This is a genomic window from Alteribacillus persepolensis, from assembly GCF_900099605.1.
Classification (GTDB): Bacteria; Bacillota; Bacilli; order Bacillales; family Marinococcaceae; genus Alteribacillus; species Alteribacillus persepolensis.
In genome coordinates this window covers 34,331-50,227 of sequence record NZ_FNDK01000013.1, presented here as the reverse complement: position 1 = coordinate 50,227, position 15,897 = coordinate 34,331, and the positions used below count along the sequence as shown (strand labels likewise).

Genomic DNA, 15,897 nt, shown 5'->3' with positions numbered 1-15,897 from the left:
GGTCAACCAGTAAACTGCTGGCTGACCTTCTCTTATAACTTGATCCTGACATGCTCATAAGACCATTTCTTCTGTCACTCATATTTTCGTTTTTTTACCATCAATATTTTTTCCATAAACTATGCTGATCCTACAACCATACGGTTTTTTCTTGAAATGAAGTCCTTTTCTTCTCTTTTTGGTCATTCAAATGATCTGCATCCGGATAACCTAAGCAAATGGTGCCAATGATCTTTTTGCCTTCAGGAGCACCGATAAACTCATAAGACCGCTTATCATGAACAAGTCCTACTCCTCTTGTTCTCCATACAAATCCAAGGTTTAATTCCTGGGCAGCCAGCCACATGGAATGAATCGCACAACAAGTAGCATATTCATTGTCTTTTGTATCTTCTTCTGTAGAGGCAATATCAGACGTCACAATAAGGAGGACTGGTGTCTGTTTGATAGACTTCATGGAGCCTTCAATTAGTTTTGGTTTTGTTGGAAAACGTTCTTGTAAGTATTCATATACAACTTGTTCATACTTTTCTTTGGCTTCTCCTCGTATAACATAAAAACTCCACGGCTCTCTCATCCGGTCATTCGGAGCCAAAGTTGCGACTTCTAGCAGCCGTTCAATTTTTTCTTGTTCCACTTCCCGATGATCAAAGTTTCGAATAGCTCGCCTTGCATACAGTCCTTCTATAATACTCAATGTAAACCTCTCCTTTTCTGTTTAATCATTAACCCGCATCTTTTAGCTTTTTAGAGCGAGTTTTTTTCTTCCACGGTTTCTATTAGTAAACTCGAATATGGATGCTTCAACTGGCTGACATTCCATTCTTCAACGATGTCTGCGATTTCCCCTGATACATCACTGCCATCCGTTGACAATCATGCTTTATCATTTCTATGTCATGCCAGACAAACAAAAAAGCATTTCCATCCTCCTACACAGGAGGACAGAAATGCTTGTCATTTATAACGAATCTCTCATTCATTAACAAATACACGTTTCTCAACAAACGCCGTACTGACGCATTCTGACCACCTCCCTATCATCCCGTAGGTCTAGCAGTGATGTTAAAATAGGCAGGTCTCCTGACTTAGGGTCACATCCTTTTCAAACCTTCCCAGGCAAAGCGCCCAGTGGTGTTCTTGAAAGGAGTCACTAACAACAGCTGACACCCAATACAGTGGCGGGTCCGTGCCGGATTCTCACCGACTTCCCTTTTCAGCAGATCCAGCGGATTTCGCTGTCTCTTGCACCTATTTTCATTCAGTATTTAATTGACATTGATGACACAAATGATAAAAATAATTCCAACATCTCCCAAGTAATTTTCAGTCTAGCTTTTTTCTTATACAATGTCAATAACGCTTCAAAAGTATGCTTGTTTTAGAGACACCTCACGACTTACTATTCTTTTGCTCTTTCAAGCTGTTACATACTTGATATTCATTCATTTGAACGGCGCCGGCTTAATAACCTTGCGACTTGTTTGCAATAGGAGATTCTAAGAACACTAGTATAGCCAGCTAAAAAACTTTGGTTCAGGTTAAGAAACTTCTATAAGGTACTTGTGCTGTACCACAGAAATCACGACATCCTTAACCTGCAGCAATGCTGAGCGAACACACGTGGTGTGCTGGTAACCTTGTACAAGCTAAGCAAAATGACCGTTTTTATTTTTCACCCGTGCAAAAAAGCCGGTCTCCCGTGTTTAAGGAGACCAGCTATGCCTGGTCGTTATACGCTATACGGAGCTGTACATTTATACTTTCACTCGTTTTAAACGCAGCGAGTTTGTAACTACACTAACCGAACTAAAGGCCATCGCTGCACCTGCAATCCATGGTGCCAAGAGGCCGGCTGCGGCAATCGGTATGCCTGCACTGTTATATGCAAAAGCCCAGAACAAGTTTTGGCGGATATTTCGGATGGTGGATTTACTTAGTTTAACCGCTTTTGGAATGAGCAGCAGCTCACCGCCAAGAATAGTGACATCTGCTGCTTCGATGGCCACTTCCGTACCTGTCCCGATGGCCATGCCAATATCTGCCGTCGCTAGAGCCGGAGCATCATTGACCCCGTCACCAATCATGGCTACTTTCTTGCCTTGTTCTTGCACTTCTTTCACTTTAGCTGCTTTCTCTTCTGGAAGCACTTCAGCAAATACTTGGTCGATGCCGGCCTGCTCTGCAATTGCACGAGCCGTTCGTTCGTTATCACCGGTTAACATCATCACTTCCAACCCTTGTTCTTTCAACTCTTCAATGGCTTCTTTGGCTGTTTCTTTTAACGTATCTGCTGCTGCGACCATTCCGTGATATTCTCCATTAACGGCAATGAACATTGCGGTTTTTCCTTGCGCCTCATAGCCTGCTAATTCCGCTTCTTTTCCTTTTGTGTCCACATTTTTTTCTTTCATTAATGTTCGATTCCCAACAAGTACTTCTTTTCCTTCAATGGATGCGATAATACCTTGGCCGGGTACTGCCTGAAAGTCGTTGTTCTCTAAAATCTCTACCTGCTTTTCTGTTGCGTACGCAGCAATCGCTTCTGCTAAAGGATGTTCTGAACCTTTTTCCGCACTGGCAAGCAGCTGCAAGGACGTATCATCTCCTATAAAATCAGTCACTTCTGGTTTCCCTTTGGTAAGAGTCCCCGTTTTATCCAAGATGACAGCATCGAGTTGATGAGTACGCTCTAAATGTTCTCCGCCTTTAAATAAAATACCGTTCTCTGCTGATTTTCCCGTTCCCACCATAATCGATGTCGGTGTTGCCAGTCCCAATGCACATGGGCAGGCAATCACAAGAACTGCAATCGCTGCAACGAGAGCAGCCTCCATATTGCCAGGAGATACTAAAGCAATCCATACCATAAACGTAGCCGCGGCAATGCCGACAACAATGGGAACAAAATAACCAGAAATGACATCAGTCATACGCTGAATTGGAGCTTTCGACCCTTGGGCATCTTCTACCGCTTGCACGATAGAGGCTAAAGCGGTATCTTTACCGACTTTGGTAGCTTTTATTTCAATCGTCCCGTTTTTATTCATGGTAGCACCAATCACATTTGCTTCCTTTTCTTTCTCAATAGGAATCGACTCTCCGGTAATCATGGATTCATCCACCGATGTTTTACCTTTTACAACAACACCGTCAACTGGTATCTTTTCCCCAGGTTTAACGACAAGGCCATCTCCTTCTTTGACTTCTTCAACCGGCACCATCACTTCCTTGCCGTCACGAATAACACGTGCTTGTTTTGCCTGCATTTGCAGCAGCTTGGAAATTGCTGCGGTTGTCCTGCTTTTTGCCCGAGTCTCTAAATACTTTCCGAATAAGATTAACGTAATAATAACAGCACTTGTTTCAAAATACAGATGCGGAACATAGGTTGGATTTCCAATTGTTTGTATCGTCTCATACAAGCTGTAAAAGTAAGCAGCGCTTGTTCCTAAAGCGACTAATACATCCATATTGGCACTTTTGTTTCGCAAATTTTTATAAGCTCCAACATAAAACTGCCAGCCGATAATAAATTGAACAGGAGTAGCCAGCACTAATTGAAACCACGGATTCATAAATATTGCTGGAATTTCCATGCCAAATAAATGAACAAGCATAGTCACTAACAACGGAGCCGTTAAAACAGCTGATGTCATTAGTTTGGTTTTCATTTGCTGCAGTTGTCTTTCTTTTTGGTTTCGCTGTGTTTCTTTATCGGCTTTTGGCTTAGCGTCATAACCAAGCTTTTGAATTTTGCCGATAAGATCATTCTCTTCTATTAACCCCGGGGTATATTCAATTGCCGCACTTTCTGTCGTTAAGTTTACACTGGCCGTTTTTACGCCTTCCTGCTTGCTGAGTACTTTTTCAATACGATTTGAACAAGCTGCACACGTCATGCCAGAGACGTCAAACTCTGTCTTTTCCGTCTGCACACCGTATCCCAGCTTTTCAATTTTTTCTGTAATATCATCCAAGGAGGCTTCTTCTGAATTATATTCCACACTTGCTTTTTCCGTTGTTAAGTTAACTTGTGCGTTCACTCCGTCCATCTTATTTAATACTTTTTCGATGCGATTCGAACAAGCCGCACATGTCATCCCCGTAATTCCAAGCGTGGAATGTTGTTGTTTTTCACTCATTGCTTTTACCTCCTTTGTCAGCTTTTCGTTTTGTTATCTATTATTTTTCACGCTTTCTCTCTGTCCAAACTCTTCTGCAAAAGATGGGCGGAACTATTTATCACTCCATGATCCAGAGGTATATGTGGACACAGCATACTTTTCTCCAAAGCCACTGCTTATTACCTTCACCTTCACAATATACCCCTATATGGTATATGTCAAGTGTGTGATTTTTTCGCAAACCTTCCAGTCATCTATACCACCATCATGATAAAAATAAGAGAAGCGTGGCTTGTGCGAAGTTCGTATGTCAAAACCATCTTTTTACTGATATTCTCACCTTTTATGACAGATAAAAAACAAACATCGTCCTAAAATGGCTCCAGCATCGCAGATTCGTCAAATGGATTTATATACTTATGAGACAACCTGTCTTGTTTACTTACAAGTTATTTACGTTTCACGGCATAGGGAGGCGGGTATGTGTATAACAGCATGATACAGCTCATGAAAGAAGAAACAATGGGAAAACTATAGCTCAGGTAATGACACTTTTTACATTCGGAGGGATAATATGCAGCCGTTAACCGTGAAAGAGCTGGCACAAATAATACTTCGAGGTGAACACGTATTTTTGCTGGATATCCGCAAGGAAGAAGATTATACCGACTGGTCGATTGAAGGAAGGAACGTAGAGAGCCTGAATATTCCATTTAAACAATTGGAAAATGGTGTTGAGGACGTGAAAGCACAACTTCCAAATGATAAGCCTGTGTACGTTGTATGTGCCAAAGGGGTTTCCTCACAAAAAGCAGTCAATTTACTCAAAGAGGCTGGTGTCACAGACATTACTTATCTCAAAGGCGGCATGACAGCCTGGAGTGAACATCTTGAACCAGTAAAAGTAGGAGACCTTAGTGAAAACGGAGAGTTGTATCAATTTATTCGTATTGGAAAAGGCTGCCTTTCCTATATGATTATTTCTGGCAAGGAAGCTGCAGTCATTGACCCAACCAGAATGACGGATATCTTTCAAACATTCGCTGATCAACACCAAGCTGTAATCACTGATGTGCTGGATACACATCTTCATGCTGACCATATTTCAGGGGGAAAAGCACTGGCGGAAAAGACTGGAGCCAATTATTTTTTCCCTTCTAAAGATGACGAAGGGTTAACATTTCATTATCAGCCTTTAGAAGATGATACAACGGTTACAGTGGGAGATAATATAACGATTTCTACCGTATATTCCCCTGGCCACACCAAAGGAAGTACCAGCTTTTTGGTAGACAGCCAATATTTATTGACTGGTGACATTCTCTTTATTGACTCGATTGGCCGGCCTGATCTCGCTGGTAAAGCCGAGGATTGGGTAGATGACTTGCGCCAAACTCTTTATGAGCGTTACCCAGATTTAGCTCAAGACTTGATTGTACTCCCTGCTCATTTTGGGGAAATGCAGGAAATGAATGAAGATGGAACCGTTCAGGCAAAGCTCGGTGCATTATATGAAAAAAATGACCGCTTGCAAGTAAAAGACGAAAAAGAATTCCGACATCTGGTTACAGACAACTTGCCGCCGCAGCCGAACAGCCATGAAAAAATTCGACAGACTAACATGGGACAAATAGATCCAGACCAGGATGAACGCAGGGAAATGGAAGTCGGTCCTAATCGCTGCGCCATTTAATCTATGCAAAAATAAAAGAGGAGCCGGCAAGATAAGTATGATTTATCGTTTGCCGCTCCTTTTTATCTACTACCTGTATTGACGGACAACAATGGATATTTTTGTATTCATCCGCTACCACTGTTAACCCGATGGGGTGACATGGAGGAAGGTTTCATTGTATGGAAAAAGCTTAAGCATGTACGTTTGTATAATTATTTAACAAGAGCCAATGTTTCTAAAATCCTAGTGTGTACATGCCCGCTTAAAAAATCTTTGCTTTGCAATATTTGTTTTATAAACGGTATTGTCGTTTGAACCCCCTCCACGGTGAATTCTTCTAAAGCAGCAAGCATACGATAAATAGCATCTTGCCTGTCTTTTCCGCAGACGATTACTTTTGCAATCAGTGAATCATAAAACACAGGTACCATATATCCTTGATAGCAGTGCGAATCTACTCTTATCCCAGGTCCTTGCGGGATGTTCCATTCTGAAATCAATCCGGGTGTTGGTCGGAATCCTTCTTCTGGAGATTCAGCATTGACCCGGCACTCAATAGCATGACCAAGAAAGGCGATGTCTTCCTGTAAAAAAGACAACTTTTCCCCATTTGCTACTTTAATCTGTTCTTGAATCAAATCAATCCCAGTCACCATTTCTGTCACGGGATGCTCGACCTGAATTCTTGTGTTCATTTCTAAGAAATAAAACGTTCCCTCGTCTTGATCAACGATAAATTCCACGGTGCCGACACTTTCATAGGAAATATTTTCTGTCAAAGCAACGGCCGAATTGCGAATGTCCTGACGCAGGTCTTCCGAAATGTTTGGAGCCATTGCTTCTTCCACTAATTTCTGATGCCGGCGCTGGGTGGAACAATCTCTTTCTCCTAAATGGATGGCGTTTCCATATTTATCGCCAAGGACCTGCACTTCAATGTGGCGGGCATTAGCGATATATTTTTCGACGTAAAGAGTGCCGTCTCCAAATGCGGCCTGGGCTTCAGCAGCTGCTGAGTCGAATAAGCTCTTTACCTCTTCTTTTTTGGTTACGATTTTCATTCCGCGGCCACCGCCACCAGATGCAGCCTTCAGCATCACCGGTAATCCAATATCATCGACAACCGTTTCCGCTTCTTCAAAACTCGATACTTTTTCTGAACCCGGAAGGACAGGTACACCACACTCTATCGCAAGGGAACGCGCAACCAATTTATTCCCCATTTTTCTGATGTGGTCATGGTGCGGTCCGACATAAATCAGTCCGTTCTCTTCACATTTTTCCGCCAGTTCAGGTACTTCGGATAAAAAACCGTAGCCCGGATGAACTGCGTCTGCCCCAACTGCCTTCGCTGTTGTGACAATCACGGGGATATTCAAGTAGCTTTCCGAAGCACTGGCAGGTCCAACCCTTACGGTTCGATCGGCAAGTCTTGCCGGCAAACTGTCTTTATCCGCTTCGGAAACAGCCAACACGGCTTCAATCCCCATCACACGGCACGTGCGAATAATTCGTAAAGCAATTTCTCCACGATTGACTATAAAGAGTCGGGAAATCCCCATACAATTGCCTCCCTGATTAATGTGTTTTTACAGTAAATAATGGTTGTCCATATTCAATGAGCTCTTGGTTTTCTACATGGATTTTAGTGATTTCTCCAGAAACCCCTGCTGTAATCGCACTGTATACTTTCATGATTTCCACTAAGCCAACCGTAGAATCTTCTTCGACCATATCACCAACTTGAACATAAGGTGGTGCACCAGGTTCCGGTTGCGCATAGAAAAGGCCGGCTGTATTTGCTGTGATTAATGCTTCGTCTTCTTTTGCTTTTACATCAAACGAATTTTCTTCTGCTGCAGAAGATGAAGCCGAGCTTGTTTTTTGTACAGTTTCTGCCGGATGTTCCGTTTCTTTCTGTTCTTCTTTCGCTACAGTTGCCACCGCTTGCTTATCAGATACTTCTGATAAATCCATAACGTTGTTTGCGGATTTATTCTTACCGATGACAATTTTCATGCCATCGTTTTCAAGTTCCAAGTAATCAAACTGAGACTTTTCTAACTTCTCTATCACTTCTGCTAGGCTATTGATATCATGTTCACTAAATGTGTTGAAAATATCATTGCTCATCTTATATTTCCTCCTTTGGATATCTATAATTAATTATCGAAGAACCAACTTGCTATTTTCTTTCACCACATGAATATTTGTAATGCTTGGCTGTTTCTGTAATTGATCTAGCAGCGTTACTAACGGCGTTGATGCCGACAAATATTTTCTTCCTGGGCCAGCTTGGCGCATCGCTTCTATTTCTTGTGTACCTTTCATAATATAGCGAAGCAAAAACTCTTCATCTGATAAATCCGGCCCGCCAAACTGTTCTCTGATTTTAGAAAGCGGTGTGTCATCTTGATGCGCCGTGGACAATTCCTTTGCACGAGGAGAAGCTAATATCTTATCTTTTAAATTTTGGTCCATCCACGTGTAACCAGAATCTTCGCTGAAAACACCGTTAGCAAATTGAATGACTTCATCAATAACAACTTTATAACGCTCTCCTGTTGCTACGTTAATTGCCGCCTGGCTGACAACAAATTGAGAATATGGTGTAATCATTACAGGATATCCAAGATCTTCACGCACTTGAACAGTTTCCTCTAATACTTCATCCAAGCGATTTTCTAATTTGAGTTCTTTTAATTGATGTTTTAAATTTGAAATAACGCCGCCTGGAATTTGATAAACATATTGTGAATAATCATAACCTAGCGGTGCACCAATTGGCATGCCGTCTTGTTTTGCCATCTCCAAAAGTCTCTCAGAAGCTCTTTGAATGCGCTCTAAATCAAGATTGTTTTCATAACCGAGATACGTTGCATTTTGTGCTACGCTCAATACAGACGGCTGCGCAGATCCATCAGCCAAGGGTGGAATGCCTGTGTGGACCATTTTCACTCCCATTTGAAGAGCTTCTAAATAAACGACTTCTGCCAGTCCAGTGGTTCCGTGGGAATGAATTTCAACCGGAATGCCGCCAGCATTTTCTAAAATGACGGGCATCAATGTGCGTAAACGGTCAACAGTCAATAATCCACCCTGATCTTTTAAATAAATGACATCCGGTTTCATTGCCCTTAATTCTCGTGTTTTTTCTGCATAATATTCATCGGTGTGTCTCGGGGATATAGTATAAGACAATGCCAATGCAATTTGCAGCCCCTGGCTTCGTAAAAATGGCAAATACCATGGATACAGCTTGTCTACATTGCCGAATATATTCGCCATAATTTGTACACGATTTAAAACACCAGTTGATACAATTTTTTCATAAAATAATTTCACTACCTCTTTCGGTGCTCCAATAATTTCAAAGGGAAATATAGCTGGTTCCCCCATAAATGATTTGGTTACGTCAGGCATTTTTTCCGCCAGCATATGAACCATGTCCCAAGGATCTTCCTTTAAATCTCGTATAATTTTTTTGAAATTAATAGGCATGACTGGCACTTCTACTACATCAAATCCCGCCTTGCCCACATCTTCTGCTATAGCTTCCATCATACCTGGAGGCATCCCTGCGGCCCAGAGACTTTGTGAACCATCTCGAAACGTTGTGTCAACAAATTTTATTCCCATATAGATCCTCCTTCTATCACCATGTATTTAATAGAGCCTTTCTGTTAGTTTTGCTTTCATTTCAAACCGTGGCAGAGAACCCTCTGAAACCAGCTCCACCTCAGCTGTAAAAAATAGCTTGAATCTTAGTGCTGCCTGGACGTCTTTTTGGAGAGCTTCTTGTTCTCGTTCCGACAAACCATTCGCAATTTCTACTTTTAATGGCAGAGGCGGGTTTACCAACGGCGGCTTTTCCTTAAGCAAAATCCTGATTTCTCCTGTCGTTTTTGGCCGAAAACTGTTCACCACGTCTTTAATAGCAGATGGGAACACGTTGACCCCGCGTATAATCAGCATATCATCAGTCCGCCCGATACAGCGCAGGCGAAAACTCTTCTTTCCACATGCACATGGTGTGGTATCTACCTGAACAAGGTCTCTTGTTCTAAAGCGGATCAGCGGTACACATTCACGATTAATTGCCGTATATACCAATTCTCCTTCCATGTGGTCACTCTCAGGAACAATTTCGCCAGTTTCAGGATCAATGATTTCGCAAATAACGTTATCAGCCCCGATAAAATGCATCCCTTTCTGTTCTGGACACTCACTAAACAAGACTGGTGCCATATCAGCATTTCCCATTGCCTCCATCACTTTACAATTCCACTCTGATTCAATTTTTCTCCGTACTTCCGGAAGTCCCCCACCTGGCTCACCACCAACAGACATAAGCTTCAGACCTAACTCGGACGGATGCATGCCGTAATTCTTTTTCACAAACTCCGCTAAGTATGTTGCATAAGACGGGGTACAAAATAATACATCGGCTTGAAAATCGATAATGCTTCGTACAACACGGTCCGACGCCCCAGTTCCAATAGGAATAAAGGTGGCACCAAGACGTTCAATTCCATCTTTCATTGCACTTCCAACAAAAAACGACAGACCCATAGCAAAAACAACTTTACTGTCTTGCCGAATCCCATGTGTGTAACAAACTCTTGCCAGCATTTCTGTCCAAACATCGTAATCCTGTCTTGTAATACCAGTATAAGTTGGACGCCCCGTTGTTCCAGATGATGAATGGATACGGACAATATCTTCCATGTCCGCTGCAGCGTGTGTTCCCAGAGGAGGTGCCTTTTTTTGGCTTGCTCTAATTTCGTCTTTATACGTAAATGGAAGCTTTTTTAAGTCGTTAAGCGATTGAATATTTTCTCGCTCAATTCCTGCTTTTTGAAACTTTTCGCGGTAGAATTCAGAGTGCTGAAATATATAATCGATTTGCTGCTGAAACTTATCAGCCTGGATGTCTTCTACATGCAGTTGAGGCTCTTCGAAAACTTTTTTGGCTTTTTCCGACAACATGCTTTCTCCCTCCCGAATGTCAGCATTTATTTTTTAAATTATCTAAATATTAACACCATTATTTTTCATCTGGAAACACTAAATTCTTCTATGTGATAATTTAAAAAATTTCAGAAAAAAACCTGGCGCTACCCTAGTCTGATAGCACAGGTAATTGCTTCACTGCATTTACGTAAATATCCACGGCATATTGACGACATCGATGTTTTATTTGAATTTTTATATTTTTCTATCGATAAAAAAAGACTGTTTGTTCTTTTGAAATAATTGTTTTTTTAATTGTACAGCTGCTTCTTTTGCGTTCAATACATAGGAATGGATTTTTTCCCTGCTAAAACGTTGTTCTAATCCAATCAGTTCAACAGCTGCTGTAATAGTGCCTTCAAGGTTTTTTACTGGTACAGCAACCGATGTTAATCCCGATGAAAAATTGTTATAGCTAACTGCATATCCTTGTTCACAAATCACAGGTTGTTCTGATATATATTGCGTATAACTTTCCAGGGATACATTCTTCAACACCTTTTTTATATGTGATTCATTGTACTCGCAAATAAGGATTTTCCCTGCACTTGTATCCAGGACAGACTGAGATTTTCCTGGATAGGTTAGATTTTCATAAACAGTATTAGGTGATTCCACTGTGTTTATATACAAAGTTTCGCCGCGAAATATGATACAAACTGAAGCGTTTTCTCCTGTTTTATCTGCTAATGCGTTTAATATTGGCAGCGATTGATTGTATAATTCTATATCCTTAATCAGTACAGCTTCTAGTGCCCTAATAGAAACCCCGAGTCGATAATTATTGTATACATCATCTTTTGCAACAAAACCTTCTTCTTTTAGTGTAGTAAGCAGCCGGTGAGCTGTACTTTCAGCAATTGAAAGCTTATCGGCAATGACTTTTAGCGCTAGTTCTGATTCTTCAACCCGAAATAGTTCCAGAAGGCGCAATGCATTCTCCAGTGAAGAGTACCGCTGTTGTTTCATCTTATCATCTCCCTTTTACAAATATTTTGTTCTTACCAATCACAGCATCAAAATATATAACCTAAATTTTTTGATATACGCTCTCCGGCCTTTACGACTTCTTTGATGCTTTCAGCAATATTTATACGATTATGCGGACCAGTTACACTAATTGCTGCAATGACTGTTTCACGATGATCATAGATAGGTGCAGCAATACTGGTAATTCCTTCACTAAATTCATTGACACACACGGCATGCCCTTGGCGTTTAATTTCTTTCAAATCTTCTGATAATTGATTAATAGTTGTAACGGTGTTGGATGCATAGGGATAGAACCCCTTTTGTGACATCTCATGCATCATCCGTTCTTGTTCACGAACATCCTTATATGCTAAAACCACTTTTCCACATCCCGTACAATAGCCAGGGTTTTGCTTGCCGGTGTAAGAAGCAAGCCGAACCGGATGAAGACTTTCTATCTTTTCCAAATAAACTGTTTCACTTCCCTCTAGCACACCTATGTGTACTGCTTCTCCTAATTGTTCTACTAACGCTTCAGCGATTGGCCTTGCTTCTTGATGAATTTCCATCGTGCTCGTTACAATTCCTGATAATCGCAAGATTGATAATCCCAGCCTGTACTTTTTAGATTCAGATGAACGTTCTATATATTTATAATTTTCTAATGTTTTTACAAGGCGCTGTGCACTAGCAATATTCATTTCTTTTTTCTTCGCAATTTCTGTCAACGTCCATTCTCGTTTTTCCGAAGTAAACAGCCTCAGTATTTGCATGGCATTTTCAACTGTACGAATTACATATTTACCTTTCACTGCCATCCCCCCTCATACAAAGCAACATTGGCTATCTATTGCAGTAAAAATACTGTGCCTTGTATTTACAATAGTATATAAGGTATATCATTCTCGTTAGAAGGTATGTATTATTTTGAAGGGAAAAACATGGAAAAGCAAACAATTCACAACCAAAGGCTTCTAAAAGAGATAAAAGCGTTTAAAACAGTTCCAAATAATGATAAAACGCAACAAAAAACTTCAAGCAAACGTTAAAAACAGTTGCTTGAAGTTTTCCTTCTAACGGAGGGGAATACTATGGGGGATATTTTCTTTTCTAACTGCGCACGTACTGTAAAATATAAGCTGACAACCGATTCATTTATTTAACGGAGAGGGCGGACTTTTTCATCAAAACATTCGTTTTTAACCGTTCATTTTATAAGGGGAAAAACAAGTGTTGTTCGTCCGGTTTATTTACTTGCTCTTGTGGGGGCAGCTGTTTTCTGGCGGACACTGTCTACGTAAATAACCACGGTACCGGCTTGCGTGTTTCTTCTTTTTGAAAGCGCCGCGTGTATTCCTTACGGTCATATAATTGGTCCATTTCTCTTACCATATGGTCAAACTGGCGTTTATTCAGCTTCCCTTCTGCATACATCATACACGCATAAGCATATGCCAGTGCTGACGTATCGATGTTTACCGTGACATCAACGTCAGAATTGCCGCTTTTATCCACACGCGATATGCTGTGCACCCTTTTGTCTTCTCTCATTACCACACCCCCTTATAAACACTATTTAATAGCAGCAGCGTTTTCTGCGTCCACCGCCTCGGTCTGCATCAGCATCTGCCTGTGCCTTGTTACGGCTTTTTGAGAAAGACTCAGCGTCTACGTGGACATCAACGTTTGCATTACCACTCTTATCAATAACTGCACGCGCTTCATTATTGTTATAGTTTTTATCTTTTAAAAAGTTTTCATTCTCACTTTTTGACCGGCTGTCGCTTTTCAGGAAGTTATCGTTATCATTTCTACTATAGACGTCACCGCGCCTGCCATAATAACTCAATCTATTCACCTCCTTTTCTATTTATAGATTATGTGTTTAAAACGAAGTAGTATAGGCAGGCTTCTATTATTCTCTCATTTTCAACGAATAACGAAGTCCACTTCTCGTTTAAGCAAATGTCATTCATACCGCAGGTGTCCTTGCAATAAGCGGAAAAACAGATAAATGAAACATTCTCCAAAGATTTAATAAGTGTACCCAGTCGACAGCCTGCAGCTGCTAACATTCCTTACCAAGCAAACGAACAATTAAATGTGGCTGCCCCTGAAAGGACTTTTGCCGGAGCTTCCGTATACGCTCATCCCCTATGGTTTTTAAACAACCTGTCTTGGATTTACCTTCATCTTTATATCTTTTACGTTTTTGTTTACTAATTTCACTTATCACACCAATAAGTCTTTTCACGTTTCATATATTCCTGTTTTAAGAATATGTAAATAAGACATGAAAAATATAAAGATTTATACACATAATGAAAACAAAAAATTTATACTCTTTATAACATTTGAACCATTGTCCTCTTACCTGCCACCTACTCATTTATTTTTTACCCAATCTCTTAGATCTATTATTTTACAAAATACTCTTTCTCCCCTTCCTTCCTCCATGAATACCTATATCTTTTTTCCTATATTACCTATTTAAGTATTTTTTACATTCATTACACTATATATCAACATTAATCTAGTAATTTTTTAGTTGGAGCTGCTTTAGTGATGGCACTCTAAAATCAATTTTGGGAGGAATTATTGTCGTGAATAAACACATGAATCGTCGTGATTTTATTAAAGCAGGCGGGATGAGTACGCTCGCAGTCACACTAGGAACAACCGGCTTGTTTTCGTTTGGAGGAAAACAAACATCACTTGCTGCTCCTAACAACATTGCTTCAACAGCTGGATTTGGACCGCTGCAAAAAGACCCAGGCGGAATTTTAGACCTTCCCAAGGGATTTCAGTATCGTATCATTTCCGAAGAAGGCGGCAAGCTCCGTGATGGGCGTCCTGTTCCGGCAATGTTCGATGGGATGGCAGCCTTCCCCGGCAAACATAATTCGACCGTTCTTGTAAGAAACCATGAGTTAAGCGGCAACCATGCTCACCCTGTCGAAGGGAAAAATCCATATAATAAGGATGCAACTGGGGGAACTACGGCACTTGTTGTTGGACCAAACCGCAAAATTGAAGAAGAATACGTAACATCTGCCGGAACGATTCGAAACTGCGCTGGCGGTGCGACGCCTTGGGGAACGTGGCTCACTTGTGAAGAAACACTCAACCGCGGGCATGGTTATGTGTTCGAAGTGGACCCGGATGACCCAGAAGGAAAGCTTTCAAAAACACCAATTAGAGACATGGGTGCATTCTCTCATGAAGCAACAGCTATTGACCCGGAAACAGGCATTGTATACTTAACCGAAGATTCAAGCCCAAGCTTCTTTTACCGTTTTATTCCAAACGACCGCAGTCAAAAGGTTGGTGCCCTGCAAAAAGGCGGAAGATTGCAAGCTGCTGCACTCGAAGAAACATCTTCTACCTCTGCAGGAGACTTTGAGAGCGGACAAAACTTTTCTATTGTATGGAAAGACTTGGATCCTGAAAAACCAAGTGATGATGCTATCGCAAAAGACTGTATTCAATTCAGCCGCTTAGAAGGAGCTTATTTCGCAGGCGGTGTATTCTGGTTCGATGATACATCTGCTGGGGATAAAAACCTTGGCCGCGTATACCGTTACATCCCGGCTACAAATACATTAGAGTTGTTCTATGAGTCCACAAGCAGCAATGACTTGGAAATGCCGGATAATATTTGTATTACACCATGGGGAGACTTGTGGATTGCTGAAGATGGCGGCGGTACAGACCGTATCGTTGGTATGACTCCAGAAGGTGAAGTCTATACATTCGCAGAAAACCGCCTGAATAGTTCTGAACTTGCCGGACCTACGTTCTCCACAGATGGACGAACTTTCTTTGTAAATATCCAAAGCCCTGGTATTACGTTTGCAATTTGGGGACCGTTTGGACGCAGAAATGCAGGCCGTCAACGTCAAATGGGACATGCGGCACCACCTGCTGCTTATGCACCTCAAATAGACGACAAATTAGCTGAATACGCAGAAAGAAAAGGTCTGTCTGCTTTAGAAGCAGCTGCTTTCCACCGCCATGGAATGCCTATTCTTTAGTACAACGCAAATGACTTAAAGACACCAGACATGTGTAAAAAGATGGCACAGGGACTGCTGCGTTGAGCTGCATAAC

General features: G+C 41.3%; 13 protein-coding genes and 1 riboswitch. Of the genes, 2 read left to right on the top strand and 11 right to left on the bottom strand.

The window, feature by feature from the left end; genetic code table 11:
• Positions 1-130: 130 nt before the first annotated feature.
• From BLT18_RS11115 to BLT18_RS11110, 3 genes are all read right to left on the bottom strand, one after another.
• Positions 131-697, bottom strand: a complete 567-nt coding sequence (locus BLT18_RS11115; protein ID WP_091273945.1) for a nitroreductase family protein — start codon at positions 695-697, stop codon at positions 131-133.
• A gap of 50 nt (positions 698-747) precedes the next feature.
• A complete protein-coding gene (locus BLT18_RS18680; RefSeq protein ID WP_281242356.1) occupies positions 748-876 on the bottom strand; it encodes a hypothetical protein in 129 nt (42 codons plus the stop codon).
• 180 nt (positions 877-1,056) lie between these two features.
• Positions 1,057-1,270, bottom strand: a riboswitch (cobalamin riboswitch).
• A 487-nt stretch (positions 1,271-1,757) separates the two neighbouring features.
• Positions 1,758-4,145 (bottom strand): heavy metal translocating P-type ATPase, encoded by a 2,388-nt coding sequence (locus tag BLT18_RS11110; protein ID WP_091273943.1) that lies wholly within the window; start codon positions 4,143-4,145, stop codon positions 1,758-1,760.
• A 556-nt stretch (positions 4,146-4,701) separates the two neighbouring features.
• Between BLT18_RS11110 and BLT18_RS11105 the strand changes: the two genes are divergently transcribed.
• Positions 4,702-5,820: an MBL fold metallo-hydrolase gene (locus BLT18_RS11105; protein ID WP_091273942.1), complete on the top strand. Its 1,119-nt coding sequence runs from the start codon at positions 4,702-4,704 to the stop codon at positions 5,818-5,820.
• Positions 5,821-6,014: 194 nt separating this feature from the next.
• Here BLT18_RS11105 and BLT18_RS11100 read toward each other — a convergent pair whose 3' ends face one another.
• The 8 genes from BLT18_RS11100 to BLT18_RS11065 form a co-directional block, all read right to left on the bottom strand.
• Positions 6,015-7,364 (bottom strand): acetyl-CoA carboxylase biotin carboxylase subunit, encoded by a 1,350-nt coding sequence (locus BLT18_RS11100; RefSeq protein ID WP_091273940.1) that lies wholly within the window; start codon positions 7,362-7,364, stop codon positions 6,015-6,017.
• Between the two features lie 16 nt (positions 7,365-7,380).
• Positions 7,381-7,935 (bottom strand): acetyl-CoA carboxylase biotin carboxyl carrier protein, encoded by a 555-nt coding sequence (locus BLT18_RS11095; protein ID WP_091273938.1) that lies wholly within the window; start codon positions 7,933-7,935, stop codon positions 7,381-7,383.
• A 33-nt stretch (positions 7,936-7,968) separates the two neighbouring features.
• Positions 7,969-9,441: a hypothetical protein gene (locus BLT18_RS11090; RefSeq protein ID WP_091273936.1), complete on the bottom strand. Its 1,473-nt coding sequence runs from the start codon at positions 9,439-9,441 to the stop codon at positions 7,969-7,971.
• A 27-nt stretch (positions 9,442-9,468) separates the two neighbouring features.
• The gene (locus BLT18_RS11085; RefSeq protein WP_091273934.1) at positions 9,469-10,791 is read right to left on the bottom strand and encodes a phenylacetate--CoA ligase family protein; all 1,323 of its coding nucleotides are present in this window, start codon (positions 10,789-10,791) and stop codon (positions 9,469-9,471) included.
• 219 nt (positions 10,792-11,010) lie between these two features.
• Positions 11,011-11,784 carry an IclR family transcriptional regulator gene (locus BLT18_RS11080; RefSeq protein ID WP_091273933.1) on the bottom strand — a complete coding sequence of 258 codons (774 nt, stop codon included), beginning with the start codon at positions 11,782-11,784 and terminating at the stop codon, positions 11,011-11,013.
• Positions 11,785-11,831: 47 nt separating this feature from the next.
• Entirely contained in the window at positions 11,832-12,599 is a 768-nt protein-coding gene (locus BLT18_RS11075) for an IclR family transcriptional regulator (protein WP_175487478.1), read from the bottom strand.
• A gap of 481 nt (positions 12,600-13,080) precedes the next feature.
• Entirely contained in the window at positions 13,081-13,338 is a 258-nt protein-coding gene (locus BLT18_RS11070) for a hypothetical protein (protein WP_091273929.1), read from the bottom strand.
• Between the two features lie 25 nt (positions 13,339-13,363).
• Positions 13,364-13,636 (bottom strand): hypothetical protein, encoded by a 273-nt coding sequence (locus BLT18_RS11065; RefSeq protein WP_091273927.1) that lies wholly within the window; start codon positions 13,634-13,636, stop codon positions 13,364-13,366.
• Positions 13,637-14,390: 754 nt separating this feature from the next.
• On the opposite strand from BLT18_RS11065, the gene BLT18_RS11055 reads away from it, so the two are divergent.
• Entirely contained in the window at positions 14,391-15,821 is a 1,431-nt protein-coding gene (locus BLT18_RS11055) for an alkaline phosphatase PhoX (RefSeq protein ID WP_245705249.1), read from the top strand.
• Positions 15,822-15,897 lie beyond the last annotated feature (76 nt).

Bases quoted from the DNA above. Each gene is read 5' to 3' on its own strand.
- BLT18_RS11095 (WP_091273938.1), bottom strand. From the start codon at position 7,935: ATGAGCAATGATATTTTCAACACATTTAGTGAACATGATATCAATAGC.
- BLT18_RS11090 (WP_091273936.1), bottom strand. From the start codon at position 9,441: ATGGGAATAAAATTTGTTGACACAACGTTTCGAGATGGTTCACAAAGT.
- BLT18_RS11105 (WP_091273942.1), top strand. From the start codon at position 4,702: ATGCAGCCGTTAACCGTGAAAGAGCTGGCACAAATAATACTTCGAGGT.
- BLT18_RS11110 (WP_091273943.1), bottom strand. From the start codon at position 4,145: ATGAGTGAAAAACAACAACATTCCACGCTTGGAATTACGGGGATGACA.
- BLT18_RS11100 (WP_091273940.1), bottom strand. From the start codon at position 7,364: ATGGGGATTTCCCGACTCTTTATAGTCAATCGTGGAGAAATTGCTTTA.
- BLT18_RS11070 (WP_091273929.1), bottom strand. From the start codon at position 13,338: ATGAGAGAAGACAAAAGGGTGCACAGCATATCGCGTGTGGATAAAAGC.
- BLT18_RS11085 (WP_091273934.1), bottom strand. From the start codon at position 10,791: ATGTTGTCGGAAAAAGCCAAAAAAGTTTTCGAAGAGCCTCAACTGCAT.
- BLT18_RS11080 (WP_091273933.1), bottom strand. From the start codon at position 11,784: ATGAAACAACAGCGGTACTCTTCACTGGAGAATGCATTGCGCCTTCTG.